We start from the raw sequence: 16,773 nt of genomic DNA on the forward strand, positions 1-16,773 counted from the left end.
CATCTCGGTTATCTCCCGCTAATATGACGGTGCGTAAGGGGTCAGTGCCCTAGAGTCAGCCTTCCGTCGGAAGTCAGCGAGGGTTGGTGACGCACTGCCATGGGACTGGACAGGCGAGGGCCGATTCCGGCCCTGCACATGCGGCTGCTGCCCGGGGCGCGCATCCACGGCGTGCCGCCGGGCTATACGGCCGCCGCCGTTCTGATCGCCGCGCACGCGTCCGTGTCCCTGGTCGGTCCCGCCGGCGCGGTCCCGGCCCTGATGGGCGACGCGGGTCTGGCCGCCGCCGCGGGTCTCGCGGCGGCGGCGTGCATGCATCGCACGGTCCTGATGGTGCGCTTCTACCGGATGGCCTGCTTCCGCTGCTACTCCTGGCTGCTGGCCGGGCTGTCCTGCCTGGCCGCGGCGGTCGGGAACGCGGTGTGGGCCTGGTACGAGCTGGTCCTGGACGTCGCGCCGCCGAGCCCGTCGGCGGCCGACTGGTCGTTCCTGTTCTTCGGGCCGCTGGCCCTGGCCGCCTTCGTCACCGCGCACGGCGAGCAGGTCAGCCTGTCGGTGCGGGTCCGGCTGCTGCTGGACACCACGCTGGTGGCCGGCTCGCTGTTCGTGGTGGCCTGGGTGCTGGCGCTGGCGCTGGCCATCGAGCGGGTGGACTCCCCGGTGCGGACCTTTCTGGTCCTCGGCTATCCGGCCTTCGACCTGGTGTTGGTCAGCCTGCTGCTGGCGCTGCGGGCGCGCACGCCGGGGGAGCGGGGCGGGATCGGCACCGGGGTGCGGGTCGGCTACCTGATGATCGTGGTCTGCGACTCGATCTTCACCATGCCCGCGGTGCGGGACGGCTACCGGTCCGGCGGCATCCTGGACACCGGCTGGTTCGCCGGCTACCTGGTGATCGCGGTGGCGGCCTGGTACGGCGACGGCTGGCGGCCGGAGCGGATCGGCCGCGGCGCGGCCGGCGGGGCGGACGCCGCGGGTCTGATGCACCAGTGCGGGGCCGGCTGCTCGATCGGCCTGCACGACTGCGACGCCGCCACCGGCCGCGAGGTCGCGCTCACGCTGGCGGCCCCGGACGTCCCCGCCGCGCGCGGCATCGGCTCCGGCACGCGCTTCATCGACTCGCCGTCCCGCTGGGCCTCGCTGCTGCGGACGGTGCGCGGGATACTGCCGTACCTGGCCGGCGCCTTCAGCCTGGGCGGCGTGCTGGCCGACGGCCTGGACACCGGGCGCCGCATGGACCCGGTGGTGCTGATCGCCGGCGCCGCGGTGCTGGTCGCGCTGGTCGCCCGGCAGGCGCTGACGCTGTTCGAGAACCAGCGCCTGACCGAGGACCTGCGCCGCGCGGCCGCGACCCTGCAGCACCACGCCTACCACGACGCGCTCACCGGCCTGGCCAACCGCGCGCTGCTCACCGACCGGCTGGAGCACGCGCTGACCCAGCGGCAGGCCGAGTGGGAGCCGGTCGCGGTGATCTTCCTGGACCTGGACGGCTTCAAGGGCGTCAACGACTCCGTCGGCCACGAGACCGGCGACCGAGTGCTGGTCGAGGCGGCCGGCCGGATCTCCGGCTCGCTGCGGGTCGGGGACACCGTGGCGCGCTTCGGCGGCGACGAGTTCGTGATCGTGCTGGAGGTCGGCACCACCGTCAGTGGCGCGCTGGGCGTCGCCGAGCGGATCCGCGGCCGGCTGTGTGAGGAGTACCGCATCGAGGGGCTGGCGCACTGCCTCGGCGCGTCGATCGGCGTGGCGTTCTCCGAGCCCGGCGGCACGGCGTCCAACCTGCTCCGGCGCGCGGACGCCGCGATGTACCGGGCCAAGACCGGGGGCCGGAACCGGGTGGTCGCCGAACCGCTCGCGGCCACCTGGGCCATTTCGCATGGCGAGACCGCTCCGATCAATGCTTGACACAGGGAAGGGGCGAGGAGGAGGGTAACGACCATGACGACACGACAGTCGATTCTCGTACTTGCCAGGCGCGTGGGCTGACCTTAAGCCAGCCACGCGCCTCCCCTCGTTGAGCCTTTCGGCTCCGGGGGTTTTTTGTTGGCCCAGTACGAGTCTTCAGAGAAGAGAAAGTCATGACAGACCGCAGCGATCAGCAGGCGATCTCCGGCGCCGCCTCGTTGATCCGGTCGCTGGAGGAGAGCGGGGTCGACACCGTCTTCGGCATCCCCGGCGGCGCGATCCTCCCGGCCTACGACCCGTTGCTGGACTCCACCCGGCTGCGGCACATCCTGGTCCGCCACGAGCAGGGCGCGGGGCACGCGGCCACCGGCTACGCGCAGGCCACCGGCAAGGTCGGGGTCTGCATGGCGACCTCCGGTCCCGGCGCCACCAACCTGGTCACCCCGATCGCCGACGCGCACATGGACTCGGTCCCGATGGTCGCGATCACCGGCCAGGTGGCCAGCACGCACATCGGCACCGACGCCTTCCAGGAGGCGGACATCGTCGGCATCACGCTGCCGATCACCAAGCACAGCTTCCTGGTCTCCCGGGCCGACGAGATCGCGCGCACCGTCGCCGAGGCCTTCCACATCGCCTCCACCGGCCGCCCCGGCCCGGTGCTGATCGACGTCACCAAGGACGCGCTGCAGTCCGCCACCGACTTCTCCTGGCCGGTCGAGATGGACCTGCCCGGCTACCGCCCGGTCTCCAAGCCGCACGCCAAGCAGGTGCGCGAGGCGGCCCGGATGCTCACCGAGGCCAAGCGGCCGGTGCTGTACATCGGCGGCGGCGTGCTCAAGGCCCGGGCCACGACCGAGTTGCGGGTGCTGGCCGAGCTGACCGAGGCCCCGGTCGTCACCACCCTGATGGCGCGCGGCGCCTTCCCCGACAGCCACCCGCTGCACCTGGGCATGCCCGGCATGCACGGCACGGTCGCGGCGGTGACCGCGCTGCAGAAGGCCGACCTGATCGTCGCGCTGGGCACCCGCTTCGACGACCGGGTGACCGGCAAGCTGTCCAGCTTCGCCCCGAACGCCAAGATCGTGCACGCCGACATCGACCCGGCCGAGATCTCCAAGAACCGCACCGCCGACGTGCCGATCGTCGGCGACTGCCGCGAGGTGATCGCCGATCTGGTGGTCGCGGTCCAGGCCGAGCACGCGACCGGCCGGCGCGGCGACTACGCCGGCTGGTGGGAGCAGCTCAACGGCTGGCGCAAGACCTACCCGCTGGGCTACGAGCGCCCCGGCGACGGCTCGCTGGCGCCGCAGCAGGTGATCGAGCGGCTGGGCCGGATCTCCGGGCCGGAGACGATCTTCGCCGCCGGCGTGGGCCAGCACCAGATGTGGGCCTCGCAGTTCATCTCGTATGAGAACCCGTACACCTGGCTGAACTCCGGCGGCGCCGGGACCATGGGCTACGCGGTCCCGGCCGCGATGGGCGCCAAGGTCGGCATGCCGGACTCCACGGTCTGGGCGATCGACGGCGACGGCTGCTTCCAGATGACCAACCAGGAGCTGGCCACCTGCGCCATCAACGACATCCCGATCAAGGTGGCCGTGATCAACAACGGCAGCCTGGGCATGGTCCGGCAGTGGCAGACCCTGTTCTACGGCAAGCGTTACTCCAACACCGACCTGGACTCGCGCCGGATCCCGGACTTCGTGAAGCTGGCCGAGGCCTACGGCTGTGTCGGCCTGCGCTGCGAGTCCCCGGACGACCTGGACAAGACGATCGAGAGGGCGATGGAGATCGACGACGCGCCGGTGGTCGTGGACTTCGTCGTGCACCGGGACGCGATGGTGTGGCCGATGGTCCCCTCGGGCGTGTCGAATGATGAAATCCTGGCTGCCCAGGACGTCCGGCCCGACTTCGGTGATGGGGAGGAATGAGGACCATGTCACGACACACGCTGTCCGTCCTGGTCGAGAACAAGCCCGGTGTCCTGACCAGGGTCGCCGGCCTGTTCGCCCGCCGCGACTTCAACATCGAGTCGCTGGCGGTCGGGCCGACCGAGCACGAGGACGTCTCCCGCATCACGTTGGTGGTCACGGTCGAGGACCATCCGCTGGAGCAGGTCACCAAGCAGCTCAACAAGCTGGTCAACGTGCTGAAGATCGTCGAGCTGGAGCCGGCCGCCAGCGTGCAGCGCGAGCTGCTGCTGGTCAAGGTGCGCTGCGACCAGGAGACCCGCGCCGAGGTGCTGGCCACGGTGCAGCTGTTCCGTGCCAAGATCGTCGACGTGGCCGTCGACGCCGTGACCGTCGAGGCCACCGGGGACAGCGAGAAGATCGAGGCGCTGCTGCGGGTCCTGGAGCCCTTCGGGATCAAGGAGCTGGTGCAGTCCGGGATGGTGGCCATCGGCCGCGGCTCCCGCTCGATCGCCGACCGGCCGCTGCGCGGCATCACCCCCGAGGACGTCCGGGCGCACCACGAGGGCAACCACGCCCACGCTGCCAACGGCTCCCGGGACAACCACAACCGCACCCACAGAAAGCAAATGAGCGACCACCATGGCTGAGATGTACTACGACGACGACGCGGACCTGAGCATCATCCAGGGCCGCAGCGTCGCGGTTCTGGGTTACGGCTCCCAGGGCCACGCACACGCGCTGTCCCTGCGTGACTCCGGCGTGGACGTGCGGGTGGGTCTGCACGAGGGGTCCAAGTCCCGCCAGGCCGCCGAGGAGGCCGGGCTGCGGGTCGTGACCCCGTTCGAGGCCTGTGAAGAGGCCGACGTGATCATGATCCTGGTGCCGGACCCGGTGCAGCGCAAGGTCTACGCCGAGGCCGTCGAGCCGAACCTGGCCGAGGGCGACGCGATCTTCTTCGGCCACGGCCTGAACATCCGCTACGGCCTGATCAAGCCCCCGGCCGGCGTCGACGTCTGCATGGTCGCCCCCAAGGGCCCCGGCCACCTGGTGCGCCGGCAGTTCGTCGAGGGCCGCGGCGTGCCGTGTCTGATCGCCGTGGAGCAGGACGCCACCGGCAACGCCACCGAGCTCGCGCTGTCCTACGCCAAGGGCATCGGCGGCACCCGGGCCGGGGTCATCAAGACCACCTTCACCGAGGAGACCGAGACCGACCTGTTCGGCGAGCAGGCGGTGCTCTGCGGCGGCGCCTCGGCGCTGGTCAAGGCCGGGTTCGAGACCCTGGTCGAGGCCGGCTACCAGCCGGAGGTGGCCTACTTCGAGTGCCTGCACGAGCTCAAGCTCATCGTCGACCTGATGTACGAGGGGGGCCTGGAGAAGATGCGCTGGTCGGTCTCCGAGACCGCCGAGTGGGGCGACTACGTCACCGGTCCGCGCATCGTCAACGACCAGACCAAGGCCACCATGAAGCAGGTGCTCACCGAGATCCAGGACGGCACCTTCGCCGAGAACTGGATCGCCGAGTACGACGCCGGCCTGCCGAACTACAAGAAGTACGTCGAGGCCGAGGCCGCGCACCCGATCACCGAGACCGGCAAGAAGCTGCGCTCGATGATGTCCTGGATCCGCGAGGACTGATCCGCCGGGACTGATCCGCCGGGACGGATCGGCGCCGCTCGCTTTCCGCGTGCGGCGCGGGGCTGTCAGGGGCCGGTGTCGCACGCGTGTGCGGCGCCGGCCCTTCGTGCTCTGCTTCGCCCTTGATCACCATCTGTCACTCTTTTGGCATGCTCACACTGAATGCCCCCTTTGTCGGGAATAGAGTGGCGAACGCGCTCCCAGCAGCGCGTTCGCATCGTGTGTCCCGACAGGAGGAGAAAGATGGGCGTCAGCAGGAGGACACTCGCGCTGCAGACCGGGGCGATCGCGGCCGCGGTGGCGTTGGCCGCCACCGCGTGCAGCAGCAGCAAGAGCAGCGGGGGATCGAACTCCGGGACGGGCTCGGGTTCGGGCACGGGCACCCCCATCGCACAGCGCAACTCGGTCAACGCCGCGACGGTCAAACAGGGCGGGAAGATCACCTGGACCATCGAGAAGACGGTCCAGGACTGGAACCCGCTCACCTCGCTGGGCAACACGTTCGACTACGCGCAGACCACCAACGGCATCTACCCGGACGTCTACGTCCCGCAGCCGGACTACTCGCTGGTGCTGAACACCGACCTGATGGCCGGCGACCCGGTGGTCACCAACGCGACCGCGACCGCGCCGCAGAAGATCGTCTACCAGATCCAGCCGAACGCGAAGTGGTCCGACGGCACCGAGATCACCGCCGACGACTTCATCTACCTGTGGCAGGCGCAGAACGGCACCAACCCGAACGTCGACGTGGCCAGCACCACCGGCTACAGCGACGTGGCCTCGGTGGAGGGCAGCAACAACGGCAAGACGGTGACCGTCACCTTCAAGCAGAACCAGCCGTTCTCGGACTGGAAGAGCCTGTTCACCTCGATCCTGCCCTCGCACATCGCCAAGCAGCACGGCGACGTCGCGGCCTCCTTCACCTGGCTGGACACGAACCCGCCGACCGTCTCCGGCGGCCCGTTCGAGATTCCGCCCGGCGGCGTCTCGGCCGACAAGAGCCTGATCAAGACGATCAAGAACCCGCAGTACTACGGCAAGCCGGCCAACCTGGACGAGGTCGACTTCCGCGCGATCACCGACTCCTCGCAGGAGCCGACCGCGCTGGCCAACGGCGAGGTGGACGGCATCTACCCGCAGCCGCAGCTGGACCTGGTGAACCGGGTCAAGAGCATCTCCGGCGTGGACTACCACATCAACCAGGGGCTGGTCTGGGAGCACATCGACCTGAACCTGCGCAACACCGCCTTCGGCGGCCCGGCCAACGCCGACCAGACCGAGCCGGCCAAGGTCGCGCTGCGCCAGGCGATGTTCACCGCCTTCGACCGGCTGGGCCTGCTGAACCGCACCATCAAGCAGTTCGACAGCGCCGCGGCGGTGCTGAACAACCGCATGGTGGTGCCCGGCCAGCCCGGCTACCAGGACAACACGTCCTCGATGTACCCGGAGTCCGGCGACCTGAACAAGGCCAAGCAGATCCTGACCTCGGCCGGATACAAGGGTGTGGGCACCGCGCTGGTGGACCCGACCGGCAAGGCCGTCCCGGCGTTCAGCATGCGCTACACCGTCGGCAACCAGCTGCGCCAGGACACCTGCAACCTGTTCGCGCAGGCCATGAAGCAGCTCGGGATCACGGTCAACGTCAGCTCCACCGACGCCCTGGGCAAGACGCTGAACCAGGCCGACGCCCAGCACCAGTACGACATCATCGTCTTCGCCTGGGTGGACACGCCGTTCCCCAACTCGGCGAACCAGCCCCTGTACACCACCACGCCGCAGGGCACCCCGCAGAGCAACTACGGGTACTACAGCAACGCCAACGTGGACAAGTGGCTGGCCGACGCCACGGTCAATCCGGACCAGACGGCCCGCGAGAAGGACCTGAACCAGGCCGACGCGCAGATCACCAAGGACGCGTACACGCTCCCGCTGTACCAGAAGCCGACGATGATCGCGTACAAGAACACCCTGGGCAACGTGCGTGACAACCCGACGCAGATCGGGCCGACATACAACATCGCGCAGTGGGGCCAGAAGTAGCCAAGAGTACCGCCGGGCGCGCTCAGCGCGCCCGGCCTCCCTGCCGGCGCAGTTACGGTCCCGTCCGCTCTTAAGCCGAAGAAGGCCCGAAAGATGCTCGCCTTCACCATCCGCCGCCTGCTGGTGTCGATCCCGATCCTGATCCTTTCCACGTTCCTGGTCTTCCTGCTGGTCGCCTGGGGTGCGGACCCGCTGGGCGACTTCAAGGCGAAGAACCCGCCGCCGTCGGCGGCCGAGGTCGCCGCGCGCGAGAAGGCGCTCGGCCTGAACCACGGGCTGCTGGTCCAGTACTGGAACTGGATCAAGAACCTGGTGATCCACGGGAACTTCGGCCCCTCGGTGCAGGGTTCGGCGTTCGACATCAACGCCGAGCTGAGCCGGCGGGTCTGGGTCACCTTCCGGCTGGTGATCTGCGCGATCATCATCGCGCTGATCCTGGCCGTGATCGTCGGTGTGATCACCGCGGTGAAGCAGTACAGCGTCACCGACTACGTCGCGACCCTGATCGGGTTCTTCTTCCTGTCGCTGCCGGTGTTCTGGTTCGCGATCCTGCTGAAGATCTGGGCCACCGACATCAACAACTCGCTGGGCACCAGCATCAAGACCCTGGGCCCGCCCGGCGGGCAGTGGGGCGGCGTCGGGTCCTGGTTCGGCTTCCTGCTGCTGCCGACCATCACCCTGGCGCTGAGCTCGTACGCCACCTGGGCCCGGTTCCAGCGCGCGTCGATGCTGGACGTGCTGAACAGCGACTACATGCGGCTGGCCCGGGCCAAGGGCCTGTCCCCGCGCCGGGTCATGGTGCGGCACGGCCTGCGCACCGCGCTGATCCCGATGACCACGCAGGTGACCCTGGACGTCGCGGCGATCATGGGCGGCACGGTGATCACCGAGCGCATCTTCCAGTGGCAGGGCCTGGGCACGATGTTCATCAACGGCATCCAGACCCAGGACACCAACACGGTGCTGGCCTGGCTGCTGATCTCGGCGACCCTGGTGATCGTCTTCAACCTGATCGCGGACCTGCTCTACGCGGTCCTCGACCCCCGCATCCGGCTGTCCTAGGAGGGATGAGCGTGGCTGACAACATCCCGCCGCGGGACGTCAACGACGAACCGGCGGAACCGGACCTGCCCGGGACCCCCGGCGGCCGGGGCGCCGAGTTCCTGGGCGAGCAGGGCCAGCAGCCCGGGCTGATGATAGACGCCGTCACCCCGGGCGGCGAGGACATACTGCAGTCGGGCCCGGAGCCGACCGACAACGAGTTCACGGTGGCCGCGCGCAACCAGTGGCAGCTGGTGCTGCGCCGGTTCCGGCAGCACAAGCTGGCGGTGGCCTCGCTGTTCGTGCTGGTCCTGGTGATCCTGTTCGCCTTCATCGGGCCGGTGGTGTGGAAGTACGGGCCGAACGACTTCACCAACGACTTCTCGGTGGCGCCCTCGCTCAGCCACCCGTTCGGCACCGACTCCAACGGCGCCGACCACATGGCGCAGGTGATGGCCGGCACCCAGCTGTCGCTGAAGATCGCCTTCACCGTGGCGATCGCCGGCACCGTCTTCGGGTCGATCTACGGCGCCGTCTCCGGCTTCTACCGGGGCCTCACCGACACCCTGATGATGCGCCTGGTCGACCTGGTGCTGACCATCCCGGCGCTGGCCGTCGGCGCGCTGCTGGGCAAGAAGTTCGGCAACAACTGGGCGCTGCTGGCCGTGGTGCTGGCCGGCCTGCTGTGGACCGGCTCGGCCCGTGTGGTGCGCGGCCAGGTGCTCTCGGTGCGCGAGAAGGAGTACATCGAGGCGGCGCGGGCGCTGGGCGCCACCGACCGGCGGATCATCTTCCGGCACATCATCCCGAACGTGGCCGGCCCGATCATCGTGCTGTTCACGCTGCTGGTGGCCGCCGCGGTGCTGACCGAGACGGCGCTGAGCTATCTGGGCTTCGGCGTGCAGTTCCCGGACATCTCGCTGGGCTCGCTGATCACCAGCGGCGAGACCGCGGCCACCGGCGGCCGGGGCTGGCTGTTCTACTTCCCGGGCCTGTTCATCATCCTGATCGCGCTGACCGTGAACTTCATCGGCGACGGCCTGCGCGACGCCCTCGACCCGACGCAGACGAAGGCCCGCGCATGACACCAGAGAACCCCGGGTTCCCGGCCGGCGGAGTCCCGACCGCCGACACCGTGCTGTCGGTCAGGGACCTGACCGTCACGTTCCCCGGCGACGACGGGCTGGTCAAGGCCGTGCGCGGGGTCTCCTACGACCTGCACGCCGGCGAGGTGCTGGGCATCGTCGGCGAGTCCGGCTCGGGCAAGTCGGTGACCTCGATGGCGGTCATGGGGCTGCTGCCCAAGACCGCGCGGATCACCGGCTCGGTGCTGTTCCGGGACCGGGAACTGCTCGGGCTCACCGAGAGGGAGATGACCGAGGTCCGGGGCAAGAAGATCGCGATGATCTTCCAGGACCCGATGACCTCGCTCAACCCGGTCTACAAGATCGGCTGGCAGCTGTCCGAGGCGGTGCTGGCGCACAACGACGTCTCCAAGGACGTCGCGCGCAAGCGCGCCATGGAGCTGCTGGAGATCGTCGGCATCCCGTCTCCGGACAAGCGGATCGACCAGTACCCGCACGAGTTCTCCGGCGGCATGCGGCAGCGCGTGGTGATCGCCATCGCGATGGCCAACGACCCGGACGTGATCATCGCCGACGAGCCGACCACCGCCCTGGACGTGACGGTCCAGGCGCAGGTGCTGGAGGCGCTGCGGGCGGCGCAGAAGGAGACCGGCGCCGCCATGGTGCTGATCACCCACGACCTGGGCGTGGTCGCCGGCCAGGCGGACCGGGTCCTGGTGATGTACGCCGGCAAGCCGGTCGAGATCGGCCCCATCGACGGCATCTACTACCACCCGCGCATGCCGTACACCGTGGGCCTGCTGGGCTCCCTGCCCCGGCTGGACCAGCGCTCCCAGGAGAAGCTGACCCCGATCCCGGGCACCCCGCCCTCGGTGGTGAACCTGCCTCCGGGCTGCCCCTTCGCCCCGCGCTGCCCGCTCCGGACCGACATCTGCCTGGCGAGCGAGCCGGCCCTGCTCCCGGCGCTCGGCGCCGACCACGAGGCCGCGTGCCACCACTCGGACCTGCTGACGCACGAGGGCGCGATGGACATCTTCAGCACCGACCCGAACGCCGCGCCGGGCGAGCGGCCCGACCCGGGCCCGGCCCCGGACGACCCGCGCCCGGACGACCCGCACCCGCAGAGCGGAGCCGCGCAGTGACCACCACCCCGACGTCCGCCGACACCGACGCCGGCGCCCCGACCGCCGCCGCGGCCCCGCTGCTGACGGTGAAGAACCTGGTCAAGGAGTTCCCGATCCGCTCCAGCGGCCTGTTCCGCAAGCAGGTCGGGGTGGTGCAGGCGGTCTCGGGCATCTCCTTCGACATCGCCCCCGGCGAGACCCTGGGCCTGGTCGGCGAGTCCGGCTGCGGCAAGTCCACGACCTCGCGCGCGGTCCTGCACCTGCAGCCGGCCACCAGCGGCCAGGTGGTGTTCGACGGCGTGGACCTGACCACGGTCGGCAAGAACGACCTGCGCCGCCTGCGCCGCGACATGCAGCTGGTCTTCCAGGACCCGTTCGCCTCCCTGGACCCGCGCATCACGGTGAACGAGATCATCGCCGAGCCGCTGCGCATCCACGGCCTCTACGGCGACAAGGGCGTCGGCCGCAAGAAGGTCGAGGAGCTGATGGCGACCGTCGGCCTGAAGCCGGAGCACGGCAACCGCTACCCGCACGAGTTCTCCGGCGGCCAGCGGCAGCGCATCGGCATCGCCCGCGCGCTGGCGCTGCGGCCGAAGCTGCTGGTGCTGGACGAGCCGGTGTCGGCGCTGGACGTCTCGATCCAGGCCGGTGTGATCAACCTGCTGGAGGAGCTGCAGGACGAGCTGGGCCTGGCCTACCTGTTCGTCGCGCACGACCTGTCGGTGGTGCGGCACATCGCCGACCGGGTGGCGGTGATGTACCTGGGCAAGATCGTCGAGCTCGGCCCCCGGGACGAGCTCTTCGACCACCCGCAGCACCCTTACACGCAGGCGCTGATCTCCGCGATCCCCATTCCGGACCCCCGGCGCGAGCGGACCCGGCAGCGCATCCTGTTGCAGGGCGACGTGCCTTCGCCGGCGAACCCGCCGTCGGGCTGCCGGTTCCGGACCCGCTGCCCGAAGTTCCTGACGCTGACCTCGGAGCAGCAGCGCAAGTGCATCGACGAGGAGCCGTTGCTGGTCGGGCGCGGTCCCGGCGGGATGGCGACGAGCGATGACGCGGTGCACAAGGCTGCCTGCCACTACGCCGAGTCGGTGCAGCTGCTCTAGGCGCCTGTTCCAGGCCCCTTTTTCAGGTGCTGCGAAACGGCCCGGACCGGCGATCGCTCGCCGAACCGGGCCGGATGCTTTCTACCTTCTCAGTGCCCGGAGAGCTTCGTCGGCCGCACGCCGATCTTCACGCGGTCCTTCGCGTCGCCGGGGACGATCGCCTTGCCGTCGTACCACTCCGACAGGGTCTGGTACATCGTGGCCTCGGGGTCGGCCTCGATCACCTCGACCACGCCGCGGACCTCCAGGTACTCGTACTTGTCGTCCGGGTCCATGATCGAGATCGAAACCCGCGGCTCGTGGGCGATGTTCTTGTACTTCTGGCGGAAGTTGGTGTGCGTGAACCACAGCAGCTCGCCGTCCCACTTGAACCACATCGGGTTCACCTGGGGGGAGCCGTCGGGCCGGACGGTGGCCAGGTCCACCAGGACCGGCTTCTCCAGCAGGGCGCGGGCCTTGTCCGAGATCTCAAGCGTCATGCGTGTTCCCAACTCGTCGTGCGGGCGTTGCCATTCCCGATCATCGCGCCTGGGCGGCGTACTCGTCGATCTCCGCGGCCAGCGCGGCCTTGCCGGCGGCGTCCAGGTACGAGGCCTCGACGGCGTTCTTCGCCAGCTCGGCGACGCCGCGCTCGTCCAGGCCCAGGAGCTTGGCGGCGACCTCGTACTCGTGGCTCAGATCGGTGCCGAACATCGGCGGGTCGTCGCTGTTGACCGTGACCACGAGTCCGGCGTCCACCATCTGCCGGATCGGGTGCTGGTCCAGGTCCTTCACCACGCCGGTGGCGATGTTGGAGGTCGGGCAGACCTCGATCGGGATCCGGTGCTCGCCGAGGTACTCGATCAGCTCCGGGTCCTGGACCAGCGAGGTCCCGTGGCCGATGCGCTCGGCCTTCAGGTGCCGCAGCGCGTCCCAGACGGTCTCGGGCCCGGTGGACTCGCCGGCGTGCGGCACGCTGTGCAGCCCGAGGGCCCGCGCGCGCTCGAAGTAGGGCGCGAACTGCGGCCGCGGCACGCCGATCTCCGGGCCGCCGAGCCCGAAGCCGACCAGCGCCTCCGGCTGGCGGGCCTCGATCAGCGCGATGGTGTCCTCGGCGGCCTCCAGCCCGGACTCGCCGGGGATGTCGAAGACCCACTTCAGGGTCAGGCCGAAGTCGCGGTGCGCCGCCACCCGCGCGTCCTCGATCGCCTCCAGGTACGCCGCCCCGTCGATGCCGCGCCGCAGGTGCGAGCGCGGCGTGCAGGTCAGCTCGGCGTACCGGATGTTCCGCGCCGCCATGTCGCGGGCCACGCCGTACGTCAGGTCCCTGATCTCCTCGGGCGTGCGGATCAGGTCCACGACGTTCAGGTACAGCTCGATGAAGTGCCGGAAGTCGGTGAAGGTGAAGTACTCGGCCAGCCGCTCCGGATCGGCCGGCACGTCGGTCGCGCCTTCGTGGCGGGCTGCGAGGTCGGCGACGACGCGCGGCGAGGCCGATCCGACGTGGTGGACGTGAAGCTCGGCCTTGGGCAGGCCCTGGATGAAGTCGCGCATCCCGCGATTGTGCTCTAATGCTCGCTCATCCGCAGAATCGCGTTGTCCCGTCCCGCCCCGGCCAGTGACAACGCCACGCCGATCGCCGCGTAGATCACGAAGACCCACAGCGCGGTAGAGAGCCCCTGCGAGTGGAAGTAGGCCACGCCGCGCACCGCGTTGGTGCCCTGGAAGTTGGGCAGCCACGGCCCGATCACCCGCCAGAACCCCGGGATCATGTTCCGCGGCCAGGGGCCCGCCCCGGAGGGGTTGCCGAGGATGACGAACAGGCCGATCACGATCCCGGTGCCGACCAGGCCGAGGAAGCTCTGCAGGCCGTTGGCGAAGACCGACACGGAGAAGACGACAAGCATGCCGATCAGGGCTTGCGTCCACCAGCCGCCGCCGAGGAAGCCCAGGATCGTGTGCACAATCAGCGTGCCGCCGATGCCCCCGAGCACGCTGTAGACGGCGAGCATCCCGATGCGCTCCAGGGCCAGGCGCGGCGTCGCACTCTTCATGCCGCCCATCAGCCCGACCAGGGTCGAGGCCAGGTAGCCGCCGACGGTCCACGCGATGACCAGGTAGAAGGGAACCAGGCCTTCGGCGTCGCCCCGGTGCGGCGGCAGCACGTCCCTCACCTGCAACGTGTGCTGCTGCGACTGCGCGGCCTGGGTGAAGGCGATGGTCAGCGCCTGCGGCGCCGCCGGCCCGATGGCGGTGGTCACCAACAACTGATCGGTGCTGCCGACCGCGGCCGGCACATAGGCGCCGAAGACGCGCCGGTGCTTGATGGCGTCCTCCGCGGCCTCCGGGCTGGCCTGCGGCTTGAGCGTGAACAACGGCCCGGACTGATCAGAGGTCTTCTGCAGCTGCTGCACCACCTGGAGCGGCGCGACGACCCCGACCGGCATCCGATGCGGACGCTGCGGGCCATGCATGGCGCCGGTGTACGAGACGACGAACGCCAACTGCATCAGCAGCGCCATGAACACGAAGAACCCGATGCGCCCCTTGCGCCCCCGCTCGTTCAGATCGGCGTTGGCGGCTTCGAGCGCGGCACGGTTCATGGCCGGTCGCTACCCGGGCGATTTAGCGGGAATGCCAGGATTCTGCCGAACGGGTGGTCGAGGCGGCCGGGGCGCGGGCTGGTCGGTGACGCGAGGCGGCTGCGGGTTCGGCGCCGGTATGGGCGCGGTGGCGGCGAGGTTTCTGGCAACTGCTTGGCGCTCACTGCGGCGAGGCTTGTTGGCAGATCGCTTGGTGCTGCGGCGGCGCTCTTGGCAGGTCGCGCGGCGTGCCAGAGCGGTGGCGGCGTGGCTGTTGGCAGGTTGTTTGGGGCTCTAGGGCTGCGCTTTTAGCAGGCTGCTTGGCGCTGTTCGCTCGTCGCGGACCTGCCGCAGCTCTTCCCGCAGCCCTACCGGCGCTTCTTGCCCGCCTTGACTGCCTTGCCGGCCTTCTCCTTCTCGCGCGGCACGCCGCCGATCATCTTCGGCATCCGGCCGAGCGTGGTGGCCGGGGTGGGCAGTGGGCGCGTCGCGCCCGAGCCGCTGTCGGGGGCTACGGCGCCGCCGAGCGGGCGCATCCGCAGGATCGCCGATTCCGCGGCCCACCGCTGCTGGTACTTGTCGCCTTCGGCGAGGTTCAGGCGCTCGGCGTGCAGGGCCTCGGCTGCCGCGCCCCATTCGGGGGTGCCCGGGACCACCAGTTCGACCTGGCTCAGGAAGCTGATCAGGCGGCCGCCCTGGTCCTTGCTGCGCATGGCCACCTCCACCACGCGCCCTGGCACCGCGTACAGCGGCAGCGGTTGTTCGGTGCCGCCGGCGACGACGGTCACGGCGCCGTCGTGCCACACGTGCCAGACCGCCTGCGGGCCGCTGGCTCGGGCGGTGTCGCCCTTCGCGGACAGGCCCGCCGGGCTCAGCCAGACCAGGCCGGACTTCTTGGCGGCCTCCTCGATCAGGGCCGCGTCGAAGTCGGGCTCGGGGACCCAGGGGGTCTGGCTCGGCTTGGGTCCGGCGACGGGTTGCGAGGCCGCGGGCTTCGAGGCTGCCAGCTTCGAGGCGGCGGCGGTCGCGGGCTCGGTGCTCGCGGTCGTGCGCTGGGTGTCCGTGGTCTGCTCGGGCTGCTCGGGCATGGCCGTAGCGTCTCACACCTCGCGTAGTGCGATCGCCTTCTCGTGACACGTCATTCGCCCGCCCTCGAAACGCCCTGCTCTTCCCGCATGCTGAGCGCCCCGCTGGCCTCCCTCCACCCCCAGCTACCCTGCTATCAGCTGACAGGACCACCATCGACGACAGGGACTTACACGTGACCGGGACCCGCAGGTGACCGCCGACAGCGCCGCGACCGTCCCCGGTGCCGCACCCACAGCACCCACCACCGCACTCACCGTCCCCCCGTCCGTCCCGCTTCGCGTCTCCGCCGTCCACCGGCCGCCGAAGGCCGACATCGCCGTCCTCGGCGTGGCGGTCACCGCGGTCGGGACCTCCGGTCCGCTCATCGCCGCGGCGGCGGCACCGGCCATGGCCATCGCCTTCTGGCGCAACGCGATAGCCGCCGTGGTCTTCGCGCCGTACGTCCTCCTGCGCAAGAACCTGCGCGCCGAACTGCGCGGGCTCGGGCGCCGGACCACCCTGCTGGCGCTGGTGTCCGGCCTCATCCTCGGCGCGCACTTCGCGACCTGGACGCCGTCCGCGAAGCTCTCCTCCGTGGCGTCGGCGACGGCCTTCGCCGCGACCCAGCCGATCTTCGCGGCGATCGTCGCGCGCGTCCTCGGCCATCACGTGCCCAAGCGCGCCTGGGCCGGGATCGGGGTCGCGTTCGCCGGGGTGTTCGTGCTGTCGGGGGTGGACTTCCACGCCTCGTTCCGGGCGTTCGAGGGCGACCTGCTGGCGCTGACCGCCGCCGCCTTCGCCGCCGTCTACATGACCATCGGCGGCGAGGTGCGCAAGACCGCGTCGCTGCCGACCTACGCCTTCCTCTGTTACGGCGCGGCGTCCGTGTTCCTCATCGGCGCCGTCGCGGCGACCGGCTCCGCGCTCGTCGGGTTCAGTGGTGACGCGTGGCTGAAGATCGGCGCGCTCACCCTCCTGGCGCAGTTCCTCGGCCACACGCTTTTCAACCGCGTCGTGAAGACCACCAGCGCCACTGTGATCTCCACCGCGATCCTGCTGGAGGTGCCCATGGCGGCCGTGATCGCGGCCGTCTTCCTGCACCAGATCCCCTCGGTCTGGGCGATTCCCGGGGCGGTGCTGATCCTGGGCGGACTGCTGCTCGTGGTGACGGCGAACCGGGGCCGGAACGCGCACTGACCCCCACAGAGAAGCCCCGGGAAGTGGCGCGCGTCATGATGACGCCCTAGGTGACCCGCCAGTAACGTGACGGCTATATCAGCGGTCCGTAC

13 protein-coding genes and 1 pseudogene are annotated in these 16,773 nt (G+C 70.0%); 10 read left to right on the top strand and 4 right to left on the bottom strand.

Translation table 11 applies throughout. The annotated features are described in order from the left end of the window. The first annotated feature begins 99 nt into the window (after positions 1-99). The 9 genes and pseudogenes from ABH935_RS14565 (at position 100) to ABH935_RS14605 (ending at position 11,855) form a co-directional block, all read left to right on the top strand. Positions 100-1,902 (top strand): diguanylate cyclase, encoded by a 1,803-nt coding sequence (locus tag ABH935_RS14565; RefSeq protein WP_370378399.1) that lies wholly within the window; start codon positions 100-102, stop codon positions 1,900-1,902. 173 nt (positions 1,903-2,075) lie between these two features. After that, positions 2,076-3,836 (top strand): acetolactate synthase large subunit, encoded by a 1,761-nt coding sequence (locus tag ABH935_RS14570; protein ID WP_370378400.1) that lies wholly within the window; start codon positions 2,076-2,078, stop codon positions 3,834-3,836. Positions 3,837-3,841: 5 nt separating this feature from the next. Beyond that, positions 3,842-4,351: pseudogene (gene ilvN, locus ABH935_RS14575) on the top strand (acetolactate synthase small subunit); the annotation flags it as partial. Between the two features lie 106 nt (positions 4,352-4,457). Continuing rightward, the gene (gene ilvC / locus ABH935_RS14580; RefSeq protein WP_370378401.1) at positions 4,458-5,453 is read left to right on the top strand and encodes a ketol-acid reductoisomerase; all 996 of its coding nucleotides are present in this window, start codon (positions 4,458-4,460) and stop codon (positions 5,451-5,453) included. A 243-nt stretch (positions 5,454-5,696) separates the two neighbouring features. After that, positions 5,697-7,496, top strand: coding sequence for an ABC transporter family substrate-binding protein (locus ABH935_RS14585; RefSeq protein WP_370378402.1), 1,800 nt, complete (start codon positions 5,697-5,699; stop codon positions 7,494-7,496). A 93-nt stretch (positions 7,497-7,589) separates the two neighbouring features. Next, on the top strand, positions 7,590-8,558 hold the full coding sequence (locus ABH935_RS14590; protein WP_370378403.1) for an ABC transporter permease: 969 nt from the start codon (positions 7,590-7,592) through the stop codon (positions 8,556-8,558). A 131-nt stretch (positions 8,559-8,689) separates the two neighbouring features. Continuing rightward, on the top strand, positions 8,690-9,622 hold the full coding sequence (locus tag ABH935_RS14595) for an ABC transporter permease (protein WP_370378506.1): 933 nt from the start codon (positions 8,690-8,692) through the stop codon (positions 9,620-9,622). Continuing rightward, positions 9,619-10,764 (top strand): ABC transporter ATP-binding protein, encoded by a 1,146-nt coding sequence (locus ABH935_RS14600; protein WP_370378404.1) that lies wholly within the window; start codon positions 9,619-9,621, stop codon positions 10,762-10,764. The genes ABH935_RS14595 and ABH935_RS14600 overlap by 4 nt, the downstream gene beginning before the upstream one ends. Continuing rightward, on the top strand, positions 10,761-11,855 hold the full coding sequence (locus ABH935_RS14605; RefSeq protein WP_370378405.1) for an ABC transporter ATP-binding protein: 1,095 nt from the start codon (positions 10,761-10,763) through the stop codon (positions 11,853-11,855). The genes ABH935_RS14600 and ABH935_RS14605 overlap by 4 nt, the downstream gene beginning before the upstream one ends. An 89-nt stretch (positions 11,856-11,944) precedes the next feature. Here the strand turns inward: ABH935_RS14605 and ABH935_RS14610 are convergent, their stop codons facing one another. The 4 genes from ABH935_RS14610 to ABH935_RS14625 all read right to left on the bottom strand — a co-directional run bounded on the left by ABH935_RS14610 (position 11,945) and on the right by ABH935_RS14625 (position 15,504). Continuing rightward, positions 11,945-12,334 carry a PPOX class F420-dependent oxidoreductase gene (locus tag ABH935_RS14610; protein ID WP_370378406.1) on the bottom strand — a complete coding sequence of 130 codons (390 nt, stop codon included), beginning with the start codon at positions 12,332-12,334 and terminating at the stop codon, positions 11,945-11,947. Positions 12,335-12,374: 40 nt separating this feature from the next. After that, positions 12,375-13,388, bottom strand: a complete 1,014-nt coding sequence (locus tag ABH935_RS14615) for an adenosine deaminase (protein ID WP_370378407.1) — start codon at positions 13,386-13,388, stop codon at positions 12,375-12,377. A gap of 14 nt (positions 13,389-13,402) precedes the next feature. Further along, a complete protein-coding gene (locus ABH935_RS14620; protein ID WP_370378408.1) occupies positions 13,403-14,437 on the bottom strand; it encodes a DUF3533 domain-containing protein in 1,035 nt (344 codons plus the stop codon). A gap of 347 nt (positions 14,438-14,784) precedes the next feature. Continuing rightward, on the bottom strand, positions 14,785-15,504 hold the full coding sequence (locus ABH935_RS14625) for a hypothetical protein (RefSeq protein WP_370378409.1): 720 nt from the start codon (positions 15,502-15,504) through the stop codon (positions 14,785-14,787). A gap of 190 nt (positions 15,505-15,694) precedes the next feature. Here ABH935_RS14625 and ABH935_RS14630 point away from each other — a divergent pair, with 190 nt between their 5' ends. Then, positions 15,695-16,681, top strand: coding sequence for a DMT family transporter (locus tag ABH935_RS14630; protein WP_370378410.1), 987 nt, complete (start codon positions 15,695-15,697; stop codon positions 16,679-16,681). Positions 16,682-16,773: the final 92 nt, after the last annotated feature.

This window comes from Catenulispora sp. GAS73 (assembly GCF_041262085.1).
Taxonomy (GTDB): domain Bacteria; phylum Actinomycetota; class Actinomycetes; order Streptomycetales; family Catenulisporaceae; genus Catenulispora.